The following is an 18,093-nucleotide window of genomic DNA, read 5'->3' as shown; positions in this document are numbered from 1 at the left end:
TCTCTTCAGGCAATCGAAAAACGCTCGGGTTTTGTTTCGTCCGACGCCGATTTCCAGAAACCGGGCGTAAAAAAAGCCGCCTCATGCCGAGCATGGGCGGCTTTTTTTACGCTTGTCGGATTTTATTTGTTTTTCAAATATTCGTACAAGTCGTCAATTGCCAATTCTTCGGTCAGGCCTGCTTTTTTGACGGCGGGCTGTTTCATGATTTCATCGAGCGCCTTCGGCATGCCGCCTTTGCCATCTCTGAGTACTTGTTCAAATTTGGCTCTGTCCAGCGTGCCTGCTTTGATTAACGCGGACAATTGAGGATTCGATGCGATGTCGTGACAGGTACCGCAGCCCCGTCCGAAAGCACGCTCATAGATTTTTTTACCGATTTCATTGGCTTCGCTGGAAAATGCCTGTCCACTCAAAGCAATTAAAGCAATTCCAACTACTGTACCTAATGTTTTTTTCATGCTGACCTCTCTAGGTGAATAAAAAAGAACCGTAATTCCCCAAGAAATTACAGCCCGGAAAAATTCTAAACTGCGAAAGAATAGGGAATTTAAAGGTAAAATTCAATTGTTTTTTAACGATGACCGCCCAAATTCTTGATGGTCTTTTTCATTATCAACAACTTCCATGAACGGTCACTGAATTTTACCGGCCGGTTTCAGCTTGAGCAAAGACCCTACTGGCCGTATTAATTAAGGGGGACGAGAACTTTTAAGCGGGGGCGTCCGAATGCCTTTTCGGGATGGCTGGCGGTTGCGCAATCCCGACCGGGTTCTCTACTTTGTTGCCTGTTTTCCGCCATGGAACCATTCCAGTTTGCTGTGAAGGCTGACCACGGTGCCGATGATGATCAAAGTGGGCGGCTTGATTGGCTCGTCGGCCACCGCTGCGGGCAGTGTTTCCAGAGTGCCGGTAAGAACGCGCTGGTTTTGGGTGGTGCCTTGCTGAATCAGGGCAATCGGCAAATCCTTGGGGCTGCCGTGGGCGATCAGGGACTCGCAAATGGTTTGCAGTCCGACCAGGCCCATATAGATCACTACGGTCTGGTTGGGCGCGGCCAGTTGAGTCCAGTTTAGATTGATCGAACCGTCTTTGAGATGGCCGGTGACGAAGGTGCAGGACTGCGCATGATCCCGGTGGGTGAGCGGAATGCCCGCGTAGGTGGCGCAGCCGGAGGCGGCGGTAATTCCCGGAACGACCTGAAAATGGATGCCTTGCTGCATCAGGGTTTCGATCTCTTCCCCGCCGCGGCCGAAAATGAAAGGATCGCCGCCTTTCAGCCGGGCTACCCGTTTGCCGGCCTTGGCAAGTTCGGCCAATAAATGATTGATCGATTCCTGCGGCAGGGCATGATGTTGACGCTGCTTGCCCACATAGATCTTTTCCGAGTCGCGCCGCACCAGATCGAGTATCTCGGGGGAGACCAGGCGGTCGTAGACCACGACGTCGGCCTGCTGCATCAGCCGCAAGGCCCTGAAGGTCAGCAGATCCGGGGCGCCCGGGCCGGCGCCGATGAGATAGACTTCACCCTGGCCTGCGACCGTGCCGGAAGAGTTCAGCCGACTCTGTAACAATTGCTCGGCTTCCTGTTCCTTGCCGGAGAACACCAGTTCGGCGATGGGGCCTTGAAATACCGTTTCCCAGAAAATACGCCGCTGCGCGGCCTGACCGATACGGCGTTTGACTTCGTTGCGGTATTTTTCGGCCAACTGGGCGAGGCGGCCGTAGCTCGGCGTAATGAGGGTTTCCATTTTGGCGCGCAGCAATCGCGCCAGCACAGGCGCGGCTCCGCCCGAAGTGATTGCGGCAATGATCGGCGAGCGGTCGATAATGGCCGGGAAAATAAAACTGCACAGGTCCGGATTGTCGACCACATTCACCGGAATGTTGTGCTCGGCGGCGGTTTCGGCGACCCATTCATTGGTTCGGGGATTATTGGTCGCGGAGACGACCAGTCTGAACCCCCGAACGTCCTCGGGCGAAAACGGTTTTTGCAAAAGTTTCAGGCGGTGCGAGTCCTGCATGGACTGAACCGTGGGGCTGATCCGATCGGCAATCACGGTAATTTTCGCTCCGGCCCGGCTTAGCAATTCGATTTTTCTTGCAGCGACATCGCCGGCGCCGACGACAAGGCAGTCTTGACCATTGAGCTTTAAAAAAACGGGAAAATAATCCATTCCGTACCTATCGTTTTCGGATATATTAGGGAATGGTATTATATGGTCTCCGTAGTCCGTATTAAAATCTATAATCGAGCGATGATTGAATTTGACGTAGAAGTGGATGCCACCGGGTTAAATTGTCCGTTACCCTTATTGCGCCTGAAAAAAGCCCTGGTAGGCATGGCCAGCGGCGATATAGTCAAAGTGATTGCCACGGATCCTGCCGCGCATCTGGACGTGGGCGTTTATGCCGATCAGGCCGGCCATCAGATTATCGAATTTGTCAGAAAATCCGATATTCAGGTTTTTTATATCCGGAAAAAATAGCGTTATGCTCTTCCCGGCAATGAGCAAGTCTTGAGACGTCCCCATGACTGAACCGATTTTTTTCCGGCAGCAGGTCGAGCCAGTGCCATAGAACAAGGCGGCTTAGAATGAACAAAGACTCCCGTTCAACCATTGCAGGATACCGGCAGCTCAAGAAATTGCGTACGGTACTGGCCATTGCGCGCGGCTGTGTGGTCTTGTCGGCGCTGCGTCAGGAGGCGGAGGCGACGGTCTCGCACGATCAGACCAAGCGGGTCACCTATCTCACCGGATTGTTTTCATTCATTCATCGCGAAATATTCCACGACTGGATGGACCAGCCGACCGTCGATCACCGTCCCGGCGCCATGCCCGATCCCGCGAAGCGCCAGGAATTCCGCAAGACCGTGGGGCGCCTGGTGCTGGACGGCGACAACAACCGGGACACCGCCATTTTCGACAACAACGGCTTCGTCATCCACAACGACAACATTGCCGAACGGCTGGCCGATTTTTATTTGAAAATGCGCAGTATCCGGCCTTTTTCTTACGGCAACCGGTTGACCCTGGATTTCTTCATGACCGTCCTCGGCAAATTACCGGCATTCAAAAGCGTCTACGAACAGGGCATCGATTTCAGGCGGCTGACGGCCGACGATACCGCCGCGCTGCACGATGCCCGCAGCGGACGGGAGCAGATTACGCTGGCCTTTCAGCATGCGCTGGATCCCGTGCGCACCAAGAATCTGCAAAACCGGCCCAACGCCTACGGCAAATGGCCGGAGAACAAGAAATTCATAGCGGGCATTCCCTTTTTGTCCCATCGAACGGAAACGGGCGTCGAATGCCTGGTTTCGGTCAACGGCGGACTGGTGCCGCTGGACAGCATCAAGGAAGAACTGTTCCGGGCGGGCACGCTCCTGGCCGATTATCCGCTCAGCGTTTCGGAAAATGTGATCGGCTATCTGCCGGGCACGGAAACGCTGCGCCTGCCGGAAAAGAAGGAAATCGACGGCATCCGCATCGGCGAAAACGGAGCGGCGCCTCTTTTTTGCCTGGACATCAACATGCTGACCGGCTTGCGTTCGCCCAGCCATACCGAACTGCTCGAATTGCTCAAGCAGTGCGAAGGACGCGAGGCGCCGCTCTATCAACTGGCCGGTAACGAGGCGCTCAAGCGCAAGCTGCTGGCCGCCTCGGACGGCGACCAACGGCTCGAGCGTACCGTTGAAATCGCTTACGACCGGCTGAGTCAGATCATCAAGTTGCTGGAAACGGCCAAGGAAGCGATTTTCCAAGGCAAAACCCCCGATCCCAGGCCCAAGCTGTTCATGTGTATGGGCGGAGCGGGCGCGGGCAAAACCGCGGTCGAGGAAATCGCCAGGGCGCAATGCGGCGACAATTTCGTGGTGGCTTCGCTGGATGAATTCCGTAAAGTGAGCGATCTGTACCGGGTGCTGACCGCAGCCAGCCACCACAGCGACGATTACGTCTACGTCGAGCCCTTCGCCAACCGGTTGCGCGACATGGTGGCCGAACAGGCGAGAGTCATGGGCATCAATCTGCTTTACGACGGCACCAGCATTCCTTACGCGCCCCGCTATGCCGGCTTGGTCAGGCAATTCAAGGAAGCCGGATTCCATACGCAAATCGCGGCGGTCGATGCCTTTATCGTCAAGCCGGAAGGCCGAGAGGAAGAATTGTTCCGGTCGGGAGTCATCGACAGCGTGAAGAGCCGGTTCCAGGAAACGGGACGCGCCTTGCCCTGGGTCATTACGGTCTACAAACACATGCGCTCGCCCGAGTCGTTTCTCAATGCGCTGGAAGACCGGGCGCTCGATAAAATTTCACTGTTTGCGAACGACGGTGAAAAAGGACGGCATTATCTGGTGGCGGAAAGTTTCAATGTCCCGGACGAGGCCGTCTCGATCCTGCAGCAGCATCAATTGAACGGTACGCTTGTCGGCCATTACCGTGATTTGATCGGCCGCGACGAGAATTCCTTGTTGAAAATTCTGGCCGGCAGCGAGCCCGGCCGGCTGGCCGCCCTGCTTGAAAGAAATCCCGCCTTCTCCGAAGGCAATGCCGCTTTTCAGATTTATCCGCTACCTAACGGCAACCGAGTATTGGCCGTTTACCATACCCGGCGTCTGGTTGATTTTATCGAAAAAAGACAGTTGAATCCCAACGCTTCGGGGCCGGAAGGCTTGCTGCACAAACCCGAAGCACTGGCGTTTCACGTCGATCCGCACTCGCAGGAGCCCTGGATGACCCGCTTGCAGGGGGCTCCGTAACCGGTCATGGCGTTCGTGCGAAAGCTGGACAAGGCAGGGAACCATTGCCGGGCGTTAGCGCGACCCCGTGCTTTCGGCTTTGTCGTGCCGGATTATGCTGCTGCCTGACTCGACCGGCGATTCCGCCTAGAAAAAATCAAGCCGATGATTGGTTGAAAGCGAATGATCGATGCAGCAAAAATTAAAGAATAAATCCTGGTGATTTTAGGGTATAAGGGACCTTCTATCCCTTTACCAGGGATTGGGTTTGGAATATGATTGTCCAATCGATTTCTATCAAGTAAAACCAAAGGTACACAATATGGCAAAAAATTTGTTTGAACAGTTTATCAGCTTCGCCAGCAGCAAGTTGGCCGGCCCGATTGCTCATGAAAATATCTACCGCGAAGAAGAGCCGGAACCCGCCGGTCTTTCAAGGGTTGCAAAATACATAGCTCAACAGGAGCTGGCTGCACAAGCAAAAGAAGCTGCATCTGTTCCGCCTACCGCCACCGGAGTAGAAAAATATCTGGCCAGACAGGCTCTTCTGGCAGCAGGAGGCGCGCCGGCCGCCGCTTCCGAAGCCGCTCCGCAAGAGCCTTTGACCGGTGTGGCAAGATATCTTGCAGGCCAGGGCAGGGCGGCCAAGCCAGTTGTGAAGGAGGCGCCGGCTCCCGCGCCGGAACCCGAACCCGTAACCGGCGTCGGCAGATATCTGGCCGGCAAAAGCAGAGCCGGCACCCATGAAACCGAAGCCGTCAAAGAAGCCGCGGCGGAGCCTAAAAAAACGGCACAGCCGGCAGCAAAAACCGCGGCGGCCCAGCCTGAGAAAGCCAAAGTTGCTTATGAGAAGGCGACTGCCCCGGAAACAGCCCCTTCGTCCGAGCCGGTCAGCGAATCTTCCGCCGAAGCGGCTCCGGCCAAGCCGGCCAGCAGCGTCATTCATCTGGACGACGGCAAGCAATGCCAGGCCAGTACCGTCAAAGGCACGCAGTGCAAGCATACCACCAATCTGGGGCATCTTCAGCGGACGATCAACAAACAAAAATATCAGTTCACCGTCTGCAATCAACACCATAATGAAACTTTCAAGCCTTTCGCGCCTTTGCTGAGCGACAAAGGGTAAGGAAACTAGAGCCTTTTCGATTCGAGCGTACGGATTCGAGCCTGCCGAAGGCGTCGCAAACGGCCGGGCGCTGTGCGATAAAAGACCTGCCAGGTTTCAAAAACCTGGCAGGTCTTTCCGGTCCACACCGGTCAAGGTTGCCCGGGCGCTATCGGGCAAAGACTTCGGAATGAAGTCTTCTTGGTTCGGTTCGAAATCAACGTTTCGGCGAGAACGCAGCGAACGGCGGGAATACACCCTGACGGAACGGGCGGTTTCGGCCAGTCGTCGACGCCGGCATCGCGTTTTGGCGTTTCTTTCAGGCGGCGCTTGACGATTCGCTAAATTTCACTTTTTTCTTCATAGCTGTCTTCGATTTCACAGCCGTCGAGTTTGGGTATGGGCGGCTCGGCGTACTCGATGCCGGCCGCATTCAGCGATTTTTTCATGTTTTCCAATTGCACGTCCATGGCGTGTATGTGATCGAGCATTCGATTGATCGCGTTGGCGACGGGGTCCGGCATGTCGGCCTTGGCGCCGTAAGGGTCGAAGCCCATTCGGTAGGCCATTGCTTCCCTTTCGGCATTGCCTTTTTTGACGCTGGGGTCGATCAGATGTCCCGGAATGCCCACTACCGTGGCGCCGGGAGGAACCGGTTTCAAGACCACGGAATTGGAACCGACGCGCGCTCCCTGGCCGATTTCGATAGGTCCCAACACTTTGGCGCCCGCGCCGATCACCACGCCGTCCTGCAGCGTCGGATGGCGCTTGCCTTTTTTCCAGGAGGTCCCGCCCAGGGTAACCCCGTGATACAGGGTGCAGTCGTCGCCGATGACCGCGGTTTCGCCGATGACGACGCCCATGCCGTGATCGATAAAGAAGCGCCGGCCGATCCGGGCGCCGGGATGGATTTCGATGCCGGTGAGCCAGCGGCCGATATGGGAGGTCATCCGGGCCAGCCATCGGAATCCTTTTTGCCACAGGAAATGGCTGAACCGATGGATCAAGACGGCATGAAAGCCGGGATAAGCGGTAATGACTTCCAGTACCGACTGGGCGGCCGGATCGCGCTCGAATACACAGGCAATGTCTTCTTTTATTCGGTCTATTAAACTAATCATTTATTATCCTTGATCGGCGGGGTAAGCGTGGAAAAGCTCCGGGAAGGCGGCGTGCCGAGGGCTGGGCCGCTTCAACCTCAGTTTCGATGTTCACCTTGAGTCATTCTCAAAATACCCCGCAGCATGTCTACTTCTTTCGTGTCCAGTTGGGCACGGTTGTAAATGCGGCGCAGCCGGCGCATGGTCGACTTCGACTGCTCGACCTGGAGATAGCCGGTATCGATCAACGTTTGATAAAGATGCGCGTAGAAAGATTCCATTTGCGCCGAAGTCGCCAGGGGATGCTCTCCTTTATCGCCGATTGCATTGCGGTCGTCGATGCCGGCGGCGACAAACAGCTCGTAGCAGACGACCTGCACCGCCGCCGCGAGATTCAGCGAACTGAATTTGGGATTGCAGGGAATGTGCACCAGATACCGGCACAAGTCGAGTTCTTCATTGGTCAGGCCCGAATGTTCCCGGCCGAACACAATGGCCGCCCGGTGTCCAGGTCGGCGAACGAAAATTTCCTCGGCGCACTCTTTCGGCGTCATTTCCGGCCAACTGATCGTCCGGGAACGGGCGCTGGCGCCGAATACGATCCGGCAATCGGCAATCGCTTCCTGCAATGTTTGGCAAACCATGGCGCCGGCAAGAACATCATCCGCTCCCGAAGCTCTGGCCGTGGCGTCGGCGCTCGGAAAAATCTTCGGAGCCACCAGGCAGAGCTGGCTCATATTCATGTTCTTCATAGCCCTGGCGACGGCGCCGATATTGCCGGGATGGGTCGTTCCGACCAGAACGATTTTGACGTCGGACAACAATGTCGTTTCCCTCGTTGAAAAAACAGCCAAGTTTAACAAAAGATTTGGTATCCTATGATGTTTTCTATGCTCATTACCAATTCAGTCTATGCAACCGATGCTCAATATTGCCGTTCGCGCCGCAAGAAGCGCGGGCGACCTGATTCTTCGCTCGACCGACAACATCGGCCACCTGCAAGTCGACCAGAAAGGCAAGAACGATTTTGCCAGCGAAGTCGACCGTAAGTCGGAACGGGAAATCATCAATATTATTCGTGCCGCCTATCCTGATCACGCCATCCTCGCCGAAGAAAGCGGCGCTCACAAAGGCAACGAGTTTGTCTGGATTATCGATCCTCTGGACGGAACGACCAATTTTCTGCACGGTTTTCCGCAGTATGCGGTCTCGATCGCGTTGAAAGTCAAAGGCAGGCTCGAAGTGGGCGTCATCTACGATCCTCTCCGCGACGAACTCTTTACCGCCAGGCGCGGCGGCGGCGCGATGCTCAACAATCGCCGGATCCGGGTTACCCGGCAAAGCGGCATGAAAGGCGCGTTGATCGGCACCGGTTTTCCGTTCAAGACGGCTGCTCATCTGGACGCCTACGTGGGCATGTTCAAAGCGATCACGACCGATTCGGCCGGCATCCGCCGTGCGGGTTCCGCGGCTCTCGATCTGGCCTATGTCGCCGCCGGCCGTCTGGACGGCTTCTGGGAAATCGGCCTGATGGAATGGGATATGGCGGCCGGCGTGCTGTTAATCAAGGAAGCCGGCGGCGTGGTCACCGATTTTTCCTTCAACGACAAATACATCGAATCCGGCAATCTGATCGCCGGCAATCCGAAAATGCACCAGATCATGTATCAGTTGATCGAGCCGCATGTGACGCAGAGTTTGCGGTAAATAAAGAGCGTTTTGTCTGCGGCTGCCGCCAGAGCGAGTCGGACAAGTTTATCTTTTTTCGAAAAGCCGAGCATCCCATACAATCGTTTCGATCGAAGAAACGGACAGCCGTCTCGCATCCGGATGATTGGGATTGACCAGCGCGTTGGCGTCCAGCCGGGCGACCACCGACGGAACCACCAGGATTGCCGTCCTTGCTTCCTGCAGCCACAGGTCGCCGAAAGCTCTGGCCGATGCACTGTTTTCAAGATCCCAGCCCGGGGGCAGCGAGTCGGCGTCGTACGTTTCGATCGGGATGCCGTCCGGCACTTCCGCGATCACGTAGCCGTGCGTCTTCGGAATCCGCCCGGTATTGGCATGAGCCAGAATTTCGAGCAGGGCGCAGGAATAGCTCAAAGAACCGTAAATGACCGGTTGGCCTGGGCTGTTCCAACGGCCGCCGGTCAGGGCCGCGCCGGCGCCGTCCCAAACCGGATGGCGGCTGTCGGCGATACGGAAAATCCGCATCAGGCGGCGATGCCGTAAAACAGTTTCCAGAGCAGTTCTTCGACCCGGCGGGCTCCGAGTTCGGTCATCGACACATCGAGCGGCGTTTGGCCGCTCAACATCGGATGAGGCCTATGCAGAAACGTTCTCGCATCCTCGTCGGAATCCCATACATATTGCGCGGTCGCATAAACCCTGGCGAGGCGTTCGGCCCGTCCCGATTCTTCAGCGGTCAGTTTGTTGCGGCGGCGTTTGTAGGTGGCTTCGGGCACGATCCGGTACAAAAGGCGCTTTTTTTCTTCCAGAGTCAAACCGATCCGCTCGATGCTCGCCTTGAGCGCTTTCTTGGGCAGCCCTTCGGCGATCATCCGGTCGAGTTCGGCGAAGGAATGGGGAACGACTTCCAGTTCCAGCACGGAAGCGATGTTTTCGGGAGAAACGAGCAGCATGTCAGGACTCACGGGTATCATTTTTTCGGTATTTATGGATCAAATGATACTTTTTGTCAAGAGGAATGCCTTGGCACTTGCCGCACCAGGGTAAGCAAAGGCTTCTTCAAAGAAGCCAGGCAGGAGGCATCGTCAGCTTTTTCGAAATCGGCGTCAATTCATGCTTCGAGAAGGGTGTGCCGTGCGTGCCCTTCTACCGAGGCGAGTCGGAGCGGTTGACGTACCCGAGGACTGTCTCGGATACGCCGGCCGAGTTACTTGACCCGCATGCCCGGCTGCGCGCCTGCATCCGGGCTTAACACCCACAAATCCTTGCCGCCGGGACCGGCCGCCAGGACCATGCCTTCGGAGACGCCGAAACGCATTTTTCGCGGGGCCAGATTGACGACCACGACGGTCAGCCTGCCTTCGAGGTCTTCCGGTGCGTAGGCGGTTTTGATGCCGGCGAAAATGTTGCGCGTTTCGTCGCCGATATCGACGGTCAATTGCAGCAGCTTGTCCGAGCCATCGACATGCCGGGCCTTCAGAATTTTGGCGATGCGCAGATCGATTTTCGCGAAGTCGTCGTAATCGATCGTCGCGGCAATCGATTCGCAGGTCTTTGCTTTCGGCTGCACCGGCGTTTTTTCGAGATTTTCCTTCGAAGCTTCGACGATCGCCGTGATTTTGTCGGGCTCGACCCGCGTCATCAACGGCTTGAAAGGGTTGATCGGATGATCCAGCAGGGGGCCCGCCAGATTCGGCCAGGGCTGCGGGCCGATGTTCAGAAAATCCTCGGCGTCGGCGGCAAGTTTCGGCAGCACCGGACGCAGATAAGCGGCGAGCAGGCGGAACAGGTTGACGCCCATCGAGCAAACGTTGTGCAACTCCGAGTCCTTGCCTTCTTCCTTGGCGATCAGCCAGGGCTTTTTCTCGTCGATGTATTGATTGGCCTTGTCGGCGAGCGCCATGATGTCGCGCATCGCCTTGCCGAATTCGCGCGTTTCGTAATGGCGGGCGATCGATTCGTTCGCGTCGATAAAGTCCTGCCACAGCCCGGGTTCGGCGCAGTGGGGCGCCAGCCTGCCGTCGAAGCGCTTGGCGATGAAGCCGGCGCAGCGGCTGGCGATGTTGACGACCTTGCCGACCAGGTCGGCATTCACGCGCTGAGTGAAGTCGTCGAAATTGAGATCGATGTCGTCGACGCCGGCGCCGAGTTTCGCGGCGAAATAATAGCGCAGGTATTCCGGGTTCAGATGGTCCAGATAGGTGCGCGCGGTGATGAAGGTGCCGCGTGATTTGGACATCTTTTCGCCGTTCACGGTCAGAAAGCCGTGCGCGAAGATCGCGCTCGGGGTCCGGAAATCGGCGCCGTGCAGCATCGCCGGCCAGAACAGTGCATGGAAATAGATGATGTCCTTGCCGATGAAATGATACAGTTCGGCATCGCTGTCCTTCGCCCAGAATTCGTCGAAATTGAGGCCCCGGTTGTCGCACAGGTTTTTGAAGCTGGCCATGTAGCCGATCGGCGCATCGAGCCAGACATAGAAATATTTGCCCGGCGCATCCGGGATCTCGAAGCCGAAATAGGGCGCGTCGCGCGAAATGTCCCATTGCTGCAGGCCGCCTTCGAGCCATTCGGCCATCTTGTTGCGGACTTCCGGCTGCAGGTGGTCGCCGTCGTTAGTCCAGTCGCCGAGCATTCCTTCGAAATCGCCCAGATTGAAGAAATAATGGACCGATTCCTTTTCGATCGGCTTCGCGCCGGAGATGGCCGACACCGCGTTTTTCAGTTCGGTCGGCGCATAGGTTGCGCCGCAGACTTCGCAGTTGTCGCCGTATTGATCCTGTGCGCCGCATTTCGGGCACTCGCCCTTGATGAATCGGTCCGGCAGGAACATGTTTTTGACCGGATCGAAGGCCTGCGTGATCGTGCGCGAGCTGATGTGGCCGGCCTCCTTCAGCCGCTGATAAATCAATGCCGAAAAAGTCCGGTTTTCTTCGGAGTGGGTGCTGTGGTAATTGTCGAAAGCGACGCCGAATTCGGTGAAATCGGCCAGATGCTCCTTGCCGACCCGCGCGATCAGTGCTTCGGGCGAAATGCCCTCCTTGTCGGCCCGCAGCATGATCGGCGTGCCATGCGTATCGTCGGCGCAGACGTAATAACATGACCGGCCGCACTGTTTCTGGAATCTCACCCAAATGTCGGTTTGAATGTATTCGACCAGATGGCCCAGGTGAATGGGGCCGTTGGCGTAGGGCAGAGCGCTTGTGACTAAAATTTTTCTATCGGACATGGTGTTTGATAACAGGCGAATACGAAGATAAATAAGTCCGCTATTATGGCATAAATCAGGCCCGGCTACCGAATCTACGGAAGCCGGGCCGCGGCGAACGGCGCGTGTCCGGCAAGACTTTGATTTTGATTCTTTCCGTTGCTATAGTCCTGCCGGACAGGGCAAATTGTTGTAGAATGTTGCCAATTCCGAGTAAATCGATAGGTTATCTTTCTGTGGTTTACTCGTCCCTTCAATAGCACTGGAATAGAAAACATGGCAAACATCGAAAAATCAGATGTTGAAGATCTGTTAAAAACAGTCGTCGACCCCAACCACGAGCTCGATCTGGTTTCCGCAAAATCGGTCAAAGCGATCCTCATTGAGGAAGGTCGGCTTACCGTCAAACTCGAGCTTGGTTATCCGGCCAAAAGTTATTTGCCGGTATTGACCCAAGAAGTGGAGCGGCGTCTTAAAACTCTGCCGGGCGTGGGCGATGTTTATGTCGAAGCCTCGGTCAAAATCATTTCACACGCGGTGCAGCAGGGCCTGAAGCCGCTGCCCAACGTCAGGAACATCATTGCCGTGGCTTCGGGCAAGGGCGGCGTCGGCAAATCGACTACGACCGTCAATCTCGCGCTGGCTCTGGCGGCCGAAGGCGCCAATGTGGGCGTGCTCGACGCCGACATTTACGGTCCCAGCATCCCGACCATGCTGGGCGTGTCCGGCTTTCCGGTCAGCGCCGACAACAAAACAATGCAGCCCAAGATATCTTACGGAGTGCAGACGATGTCGATCGGCTATCTGATCGATGCCGGCCAGCCGATGATCTGGCGCGGGCCGATGGCGACCAATGCACTGCAACAGTTGCTGAAGGAGACGGCCTGGACGGATGTGGATTATCTGATCGTCGATTTGCCTCCCGGCACCGGCGATATTCAACTGACCCTGGCGCAGCAGATTCCGGTCAGTGGCGCGATCATCGTGACGACGCCGCAGGACATTGCTCTGATCGACGCTCAGCGGGGGCTCGGCATGTTCCAGAAGGTCAACGTGCCGGTGCTGGGCATCGTCGAAAACATGAGCATGCATATTTGCAGCCAGTGCGGTCATGCCGAGGCCATTTTCGGCGAAGGCGGCGGCGCTCTGATGGCCGAAACCAATCACGTCGACTTTCTGGGCGCCCTGCCGCTCGACATCAAGATCCGTCAGTTCGCCGATTCGGGCAGGCCGACCGTAGTAGCCGATCCCGAGGGAACCGCTGCGAAGATTTACAAGGAGATCGCCCGTAAAACCGCGGCCAGGCTGGCCCTGAAAGCCCGGGATTTCAGCGCGCGCTTCCCGAACATTGTGGTTCAGAATACCTGACGCCGGCTGCCTTCGGCCGTAAATCGTCTATTATTCGGTAGAAACGGCACGATTGAGGCGCACCCTCCGTTCGGGCCGAGTCACGGGCTTTATTTCGAGGAGGAGGCGCGATGTCGACTATTTTCATATCCTACCGGCGATCCGATAGTGCCGGCTATGCCGGCCGGTTGGCGGATTCTCTGGAACCTTTGTTGGGGTCCAGAAAAATTTTTCGCGACGTCGAGGACATCAAGCCGGGGGACGATTTTGTCCGGGTCATCGAACGGTATTTGAAGAAAGCCAAGGTTTTCCTGGTTATCATCGGCAAGCATTGGCTGGATGCCGAAGATGGCCAGGGAAAGCGGCGGCTCGACGATCCCGGCGATCATGTGCGGATTGAAGTCGAATCCGCTCTGCGATTGGGGATCGTCGTCATTCCGGTTCTGGTCGGCGGCGCGGCCATGCCTGCCGCCGCCGAACTGCCCGGCTCTTTGTCGGCGCTGGCCAACCGTCAGGCAATCGAGCTTACCGACAGCCGGTGGGACCATGACGTCGGGCGATTATTGCAGACTCTCACCGAGACCGGCTTCGGCCGCTACCGAAAATTCCTCGGAAAGCCTGCGTTAGCCGGTAAAAAGCCGGCGCGCATTTTGTGGGCTGCCGGAATTACCTCCGCAGCGGTTGCCCTGGCCTGGGCCGCGCAACTGTTTTTTGCCACGCCCGATCTGAACGGAAACTGGTATTTTGAAGGAGGAGATTACCTGCTTATCCGGCAAGACGGCCATCGTTTTTCGGTCGAAAGGATCGATCCCGCCATGCAGACGTCCTATGAAAAAGGGACCGGTGTCATCAACGGGCGCCGCCTGGAATTCAATCTCGATCCGGTTTACAGCCAGCAATTCCAATATCGGGGCGATTTGGAGATGAGCTGGAAAGGAGACCGCTTGCGCGGCACATTAACCGAGGTCCTTTCCGACCGGACGCTCTCCGTGGAATTGAGCCGGGATAAGGCTCGGATTTTGGAAACATCGGCTTCGGAAAGATAGTTTTCACTTATCGTCGAGCAGGGTTTAGAGTGTTCTTACCATGTTTTTACCCCGCTGTCGCTTCAACCTCGGAATTGCATTCGCAAAAATATCTGGGGGCCTCTTGCCGAAAAAATGGCGTATTACATAGCTTGTTAGAGCCTCGTTTGATTCCGGGTAAATCGGCCAGAGGTTTCTTCAGATATGGATCTTGGTTTCTGCGATGAAGGTCACACCTGGCCGATTTCTAATTGCATAGAATGATGAACAAGTTCTCCCTCGGGGCAGTACAGTGAATGGACGTTAGATCCTTTTTTTTAAATCTTGTCTATACTGAATTAGGCAAGTCGAGCGATTTCTGGCATTAAAATTTCTTTTTGATTTTTTCGATTTCCAAAACGCTTTCCGGGAGTCAGCCCGGATTTTTGCTGACCCTGATGCTGTCAATAATCAGGTAGCCAATGCTTGAGCGGTATAACCAGAAATTTATTTGCATTTAATATTTAGGAGTGTGCTAATTATGAAGAAAGAGAGATTGTTATCCGTCCTGTTGCTTGCCGGTTCTGCCGCCCTGAGCACATCGGCTTATGCGGTCAATGACGGCCATTTGGACGGAGTATGGTTGAATGCCCGTATCAAGACCACCATACCGAAAGCGTTAAACTTTCCGTCAGATCCTTCCAAATGGGGGGTGGTCAAAAGCTATCCTATCGACACCGGCAAGGATAATTGCTTTATTCGTCTGAAATGGAACGGCGCCGATTCCTACTCTTACGACCTGCAGTCGTTCTGCCTTAACGGTAATGGTCAATGGGAGCAGGGAGAGTTTGCCGACAGCCTGTATGAACTGAGCGACGGCAGCCTGGGCTCGGACTGGACTTATGTCTATTTCCCACAATTGGGCCGGATATTGGCCGGTTTTCCGACCGGCTATGCCTATACCGGCTTTGAGGGCACTTTGATTTTGACTCCCAGCTTCAAAAGCGGCGCGGTGAAAAGCATCAAGGCAACCAGCAACGCGGGCATGATTTATTCCTGGGATAGTGCTTCCGGAATCGGCGGTACGGCGCGTTCGACCGGTCTGAAACTGAAATTTGTCAAGACCGAAAGCGTGCCTGCCGGCGCCACGACCTGTGCGGCGGGTGGTGCGGCTCCGCTTTGCCCTTGATGAAAGGATTTCTTCCGTTATCTTAGGATACGGACTGTGAAGACAGGTTAATTCAAAAAAGCCGCGCCCTCTGGCGCGGCTTTTTTTGGGAGTATTGAATTTCTCTGATGATCTGCGCTCAAGGAAACGACCCGCAACAGGTCTGTTTCCCCGAGGTTTCGGACTTCGAACGCAGGCATTTCAATGCAAGGAATTCCCGGGCAATCGACGGATCTCCGGAAAGTTCTTATCACAGCGTGATGATTTCTTCGCCTTTGCTGACCAGCACGATGTCGGCGGGACGCATGGCGAACAGACCGACCGCGACGACTCCGGTGATGTTGTTGACCGTTTGTTCCATCTTGATCGGATCCAGGATGTCCAGGTTGCGGACGTCCAGAATATGATTGTGGTTGTCGGTGACGAAGTTTTCGCGCCATACCGGCTGACCGCCGAGTTTGACCATCTCTCTCGCCACGTAGCTTCTGGCCATCGGAATCACTTCGATGGGCAGGGGAAAGGCGCCCAGCCGTTCGACGCATTTGGAGCCGTCGGCGATACAGACAAACTTTTTGCTGGCCGCGGCAATGATTTTTTCCCGGGTCAACGCGCCGCCGCCGCCCTTGACCAGATGTTTGTGCGGACTGATTTCGTCGGCGCCGTCGATATAAACCTCAAGAGTGCCGACGTCGTTCAGGTCGAGCACGGGAATGCCGACTTTTTTCAGCCGCTCGGTGGTGCCGACCGAACTTGAAACGGCGCCTTCGATGTCCGCTTTATAATCGGCCAGCATTTCGATAAAGAAATTGGTGGTGGAACCGGTGCCTACGCCGATGACAGGCACGTCTTTGATGTATTTCAAAGCGGCCTCGGCAACTTTCTTTTTCAATTCGTCTTGCGTCATGGAGCTCTCCCCTAATAGTTTTAATGGTTAATAAATAGGGCAGATAATACCGCAGATGCCCGGATTGTTCAGCCGAATTTTAAATTATTTCCGGAAATCCGGAAAAGGCGGCCAAGAGAGCCTGCGACTGTCCGGCTCATTCGAGCGAAAGGATGAAATCCCACTGGTTCTTCGTAACCGGCATGATCGACAGGCGGTTGCCGCGCTTGACCAGGGCAAGATCCGACAGCTCCGGTTTCTCCTTGAGTTCCCGGAGGGTGATCGTGCGGGACAAGATCCGGACGTACTTGACGTCCACCATGATCCAGCGCGGACTGGCCGGGTCGCTTTTCGGATCGAAATGTTTGTTTTCGGGATCGAAGGCGGTAAAGTCGGGATAGCCTTCGCGGGCGACTTCCATGATGCCGACCACGCCGGGCTCTTCGCAATTGGAATGGTAAAAAAACACTTGATCGCCCAGCTTCATCTCGTCCCGCATCATGTTGCGGGCCTGGTAATTGCGCACGCCGTCCCAATGCTCGGTTTGGCCGGGTCTGTTATAGAGGTCGGTAATGCTGAATGCATCGGGCTCCGATTTCATTAGCCAGTAATTCATCGGGCAGGTCTCCAGTTTAGCGTTGATGAATCCGGTGGTGAGGTTTTCCGGTCGTTGGCCGCCTTGTCCTGACGTTCGGCTCGAAAATGCCGAATTCTCAATACGGGCCGTCCGGGATTTCTTACACGGAATAACCGTTGGGGTTCATGCTTTGCCAGCGCCAGGTATCGGCGATCATTTCTTCCAGGCTTTTTTCCGTTTTCCAGCCGAGTTCCTTCCAGGCCAGGGAAGGGTTGGCATAGAAGGCGGCAATGTCGCCTTCCCGGCGGGGTGCGAATTTGAAATTGATTTTTTTTCCGGTCACTTTTTCGAAGGTGTGAATGACGTCCAGGACGCTGTAACCCTGACCGGACCCCAGGTTGTAGGGGAGACAGTTGCCCTGCTGAAAGCGGCTGCCGTCCAGCGCTTCCAGAGCCTTGATATGGCCCTTGACCAGGTCGACCACGTGGATGTAATCCCGGACGCCGGTTCCGTCATGGGTCGGATAATCGTTGCCGAACACCGAGAGCTGTTCCAGCTTGCCGATTGCAACCTGGGCGACATAAGGCATCAGATTGTTGGGGATGCCGTTGGGATCTTCTCCGATCAGGCCGCTTTCATGGGCGCCGATGGGGTTGAAATAGCGCAGCAAGGCGATTTTCCAGGGACTCGACGGACGCTGGATCCGATCGGCCGCCGACAGGTCCCTCAGGATGTCTTCGATCATGCCTTTGGATTTCCCGTAAGGGCTGGTGGCGCCGTATACCGGCAGGTCTTCGGTGTATTCGATGGTGCCGGGCTCGCCGTAAACCGTCGCCGAAGAACTGAAAACCAGCTTTTTGACGTTCGCTTCCGCCATGGCTTCCGTCAGCACCAGCGAGCCGTAAATGTTGTTCTGGTAATAGTGCAAAGGCAGCCGGCAGGATTCGCCGACGGCTTTCAGCCCGGCAAAATGGATCACGGCTTCTACGGGATGCCGGTCGAATATCTTGGTCAACGCCGTCTTGTCGCGGACATCGGCCGGGTAAAACGCGACCTTTTTGCCGGTTATCCGTTCGATTCGATCGATGGATTCGGTTTTGCTGTTGGAAAGGTTGTCGATGACGACCACGTCGTAATCAGTCTGCAGCAATTCCACACAGGCGTGGCTGCCTATGTAGCCCGCGCCGCCGGTGACCAGGATAACCTTGTTGTTGCTCATGGGTGATGACCTCTTCGTTTCTATCAATATGTCGCTGTTATTGGGAATATCG

At 55.7% G+C, this 18,093-nt stretch carries 17 protein-coding genes; 7 read left to right on the top strand and 10 right to left on the bottom strand.

What is annotated here, in order from left to right:
• Window positions 1-122: 122 nt before the first annotated feature.
• A complete protein-coding gene (locus tag A3OW_RS0112850; protein WP_026223567.1) occupies window positions 123-461 on the bottom strand; it encodes a cytochrome c in 339 nt (112 codons plus the stop codon).
• A 315-nt stretch (window positions 462-776) separates the two neighbouring features.
• Window positions 777-2,177 carry a siroheme synthase CysG gene (cysG, locus tag A3OW_RS0112845; RefSeq protein ID WP_020563845.1) on the bottom strand — a complete coding sequence of 467 codons (1,401 nt, stop codon included), beginning with the start codon at window positions 2,175-2,177 and terminating at the stop codon, window positions 777-779.
• An 81-nt stretch (window positions 2,178-2,258) separates the two neighbouring features.
• Between cysG and A3OW_RS0112840 the strand changes: the two genes are divergently transcribed.
• From A3OW_RS0112840 to A3OW_RS0112830, 3 genes are all read left to right on the top strand, one after another.
• On the top strand, window positions 2,259-2,489 hold the full coding sequence (locus A3OW_RS0112840; protein ID WP_026223566.1) for a sulfurtransferase TusA family protein: 231 nt from the start codon (window positions 2,259-2,261) through the stop codon (window positions 2,487-2,489).
• 107 nt (window positions 2,490-2,596) lie between these two features.
• On the top strand, window positions 2,597-4,762 hold the full coding sequence (locus A3OW_RS0112835) for a zeta toxin family protein (protein WP_020563843.1): 2,166 nt from the start codon (window positions 2,597-2,599) through the stop codon (window positions 4,760-4,762).
• Between the two features lie 301 nt (window positions 4,763-5,063).
• Window positions 5,064-5,867 (top strand): hypothetical protein, encoded by an 804-nt coding sequence (locus A3OW_RS0112830; RefSeq protein ID WP_026223565.1) that lies wholly within the window; start codon window positions 5,064-5,066, stop codon window positions 5,865-5,867.
• A 320-nt stretch (window positions 5,868-6,187) separates the two neighbouring features.
• Here A3OW_RS0112830 and cysE read toward each other — a convergent pair whose 3' ends face one another.
• Together cysE and A3OW_RS0112820 are read right to left on the bottom strand one after the other, a co-directional pair.
• The gene (gene cysE, locus A3OW_RS0112825) at window positions 6,188-6,967 is read right to left on the bottom strand and encodes a serine O-acetyltransferase (protein WP_020563842.1); all 780 of its coding nucleotides are present in this window, start codon (window positions 6,965-6,967) and stop codon (window positions 6,188-6,190) included.
• Window positions 6,968-7,044: 77 nt separating this feature from the next.
• Window positions 7,045-7,770, bottom strand: coding sequence for an RNA methyltransferase (locus tag A3OW_RS0112820; protein WP_020563841.1), 726 nt, complete (start codon window positions 7,768-7,770; stop codon window positions 7,045-7,047).
• 88 nt (window positions 7,771-7,858) lie between these two features.
• Between A3OW_RS0112820 and A3OW_RS0112815 the strand changes: the two genes are divergently transcribed.
• Window positions 7,859-8,653: an inositol monophosphatase family protein gene (locus A3OW_RS0112815; RefSeq protein ID WP_020563840.1), complete on the top strand. Its 795-nt coding sequence runs from the start codon at window positions 7,859-7,861 to the stop codon at window positions 8,651-8,653.
• A 48-nt stretch (window positions 8,654-8,701) separates the two neighbouring features.
• Here A3OW_RS0112815 and A3OW_RS0112810 read toward each other — a convergent pair whose 3' ends face one another.
• The 3 genes from A3OW_RS0112810 to metG all read right to left on the bottom strand — a co-directional run bounded on the left by A3OW_RS0112810 (window position 8,702) and on the right by metG (window position 11,864).
• Window positions 8,702-9,160 carry an RES family NAD+ phosphorylase gene (locus tag A3OW_RS0112810; RefSeq protein WP_020563839.1) on the bottom strand — a complete coding sequence of 153 codons (459 nt, stop codon included), beginning with the start codon at window positions 9,158-9,160 and terminating at the stop codon, window positions 8,702-8,704.
• Window positions 9,160-9,600, bottom strand: a complete 441-nt coding sequence (locus A3OW_RS0112805; RefSeq protein WP_198291317.1) for an antitoxin Xre/MbcA/ParS toxin-binding domain-containing protein — start codon at window positions 9,598-9,600, stop codon at window positions 9,160-9,162. The genes A3OW_RS0112810 and A3OW_RS0112805 overlap by 1 nt, the downstream gene beginning before the upstream one ends.
• Window positions 9,601-9,842: 242 nt before the next feature.
• The gene (gene metG, locus A3OW_RS0112795) at window positions 9,843-11,864 is read right to left on the bottom strand and encodes a methionine--tRNA ligase (RefSeq protein ID WP_020563836.1); all 2,022 of its coding nucleotides are present in this window, start codon (window positions 11,862-11,864) and stop codon (window positions 9,843-9,845) included.
• Between the two features lie 255 nt (window positions 11,865-12,119).
• Here metG and apbC point away from each other — a divergent pair, with 255 nt between their 5' ends.
• The 3 genes from apbC to A3OW_RS0112780 all read left to right on the top strand — a co-directional run bounded on the left by apbC (window position 12,120) and on the right by A3OW_RS0112780 (window position 15,383).
• On the top strand, window positions 12,120-13,211 hold the full coding sequence (gene apbC / locus A3OW_RS0112790) for an iron-sulfur cluster carrier protein ApbC (protein ID WP_020563835.1): 1,092 nt from the start codon (window positions 12,120-12,122) through the stop codon (window positions 13,209-13,211).
• Between the two features lie 110 nt (window positions 13,212-13,321).
• Entirely contained in the window at window positions 13,322-14,236 is a 915-nt protein-coding gene (locus A3OW_RS26485) for a toll/interleukin-1 receptor domain-containing protein (RefSeq protein WP_020563834.1), read from the top strand.
• Between the two features lie 499 nt (window positions 14,237-14,735).
• Window positions 14,736-15,383 carry a hypothetical protein gene (locus tag A3OW_RS0112780; RefSeq protein WP_020563833.1) on the top strand — a complete coding sequence of 216 codons (648 nt, stop codon included), beginning with the start codon at window positions 14,736-14,738 and terminating at the stop codon, window positions 15,381-15,383.
• 229 nt (window positions 15,384-15,612) lie between these two features.
• Here the strand turns inward: A3OW_RS0112780 and rpiA are convergent, their stop codons facing one another.
• From rpiA to galE, 3 genes are all read right to left on the bottom strand, one after another.
• Window positions 15,613-16,266 (bottom strand): ribose-5-phosphate isomerase RpiA, encoded by a 654-nt coding sequence (gene rpiA, locus A3OW_RS0112775; protein ID WP_020563832.1) that lies wholly within the window; start codon window positions 16,264-16,266, stop codon window positions 15,613-15,615.
• A 136-nt stretch (window positions 16,267-16,402) separates the two neighbouring features.
• Window positions 16,403-16,861: an EVE domain-containing protein gene (locus tag A3OW_RS0112770; protein WP_020563831.1), complete on the bottom strand. Its 459-nt coding sequence runs from the start codon at window positions 16,859-16,861 to the stop codon at window positions 16,403-16,405.
• A gap of 121 nt (window positions 16,862-16,982) precedes the next feature.
• Window positions 16,983-18,041 (bottom strand): UDP-glucose 4-epimerase GalE, encoded by a 1,059-nt coding sequence (gene galE / locus A3OW_RS0112765; RefSeq protein WP_020563830.1) that lies wholly within the window; start codon window positions 18,039-18,041, stop codon window positions 16,983-16,985.
• Between the last annotated feature and the right edge of the window lie 52 nt (window positions 18,042-18,093).

Source organism: Methylosarcina fibrata AML-C10 (assembly GCF_000372865.1).
GTDB lineage: Bacteria > Pseudomonadota > Gammaproteobacteria > Methylococcales > Methylomonadaceae > Methylosarcina > Methylosarcina fibrata.
This window is presented reverse-complemented; position numbering and strand designations above follow the sequence as displayed.

Excerpts from the sequence above, each read along its gene's own strand:
- A3OW_RS0112850 (WP_026223567.1), bottom strand. The coding sequence starts at position 461 with ATGAAAAAAACATTAGGTACAGTAGTTGGAATTGCTTTAATTGCTTTG.
- cysG (WP_020563845.1), bottom strand. The coding sequence starts at position 2,177 with ATGGATTATTTTCCCGTTTTTTTAAAGCTCAATGGTCAAGACTGCCTT.
- A3OW_RS0112840 (WP_026223566.1), top strand. The coding sequence starts at position 2,259 with ATGATTGAATTTGACGTAGAAGTGGATGCCACCGGGTTAAATTGTCCG.
- A3OW_RS0112835 (WP_020563843.1), top strand. The coding sequence starts at position 2,597 with ATGAACAAAGACTCCCGTTCAACCATTGCAGGATACCGGCAGCTCAAG.
- A3OW_RS0112830 (WP_026223565.1), top strand. The coding sequence starts at position 5,064 with ATGGCAAAAAATTTGTTTGAACAGTTTATCAGCTTCGCCAGCAGCAAG.
- cysE (WP_020563842.1), bottom strand. The coding sequence starts at position 6,967 with ATGATTAGTTTAATAGACCGAATAAAAGAAGACATTGCCTGTGTATTC.
- A3OW_RS0112815 (WP_020563840.1), top strand. The coding sequence starts at position 7,859 with ATGCAACCGATGCTCAATATTGCCGTTCGCGCCGCAAGAAGCGCGGGC.
- A3OW_RS0112810 (WP_020563839.1), bottom strand. The coding sequence starts at position 9,160 with ATGCGGATTTTCCGTATCGCCGACAGCCGCCATCCGGTTTGGGACGGC.
- metG (WP_020563836.1), bottom strand. The coding sequence starts at position 11,864 with ATGTCCGATAGAAAAATTTTAGTCACAAGCGCTCTGCCCTACGCCAAC.
- apbC (WP_020563835.1), top strand. The coding sequence starts at position 12,120 with ATGGCAAACATCGAAAAATCAGATGTTGAAGATCTGTTAAAAACAGTC.
- A3OW_RS26485 (WP_020563834.1), top strand. The coding sequence starts at position 13,322 with ATGTCGACTATTTTCATATCCTACCGGCGATCCGATAGTGCCGGCTAT.
- A3OW_RS0112780 (WP_020563833.1), top strand. The coding sequence starts at position 14,736 with ATGAAGAAAGAGAGATTGTTATCCGTCCTGTTGCTTGCCGGTTCTGCC.
- rpiA (WP_020563832.1), bottom strand. The coding sequence starts at position 16,266 with ATGACGCAAGACGAATTGAAAAAGAAAGTTGCCGAGGCCGCTTTGAAA.
- A3OW_RS0112770 (WP_020563831.1), bottom strand. The coding sequence starts at position 16,861 with ATGAATTACTGGCTAATGAAATCGGAGCCCGATGCATTCAGCATTACC.
- galE (WP_020563830.1), bottom strand. The coding sequence starts at position 18,041 with ATGAGCAACAACAAGGTTATCCTGGTCACCGGCGGCGCGGGCTACATA.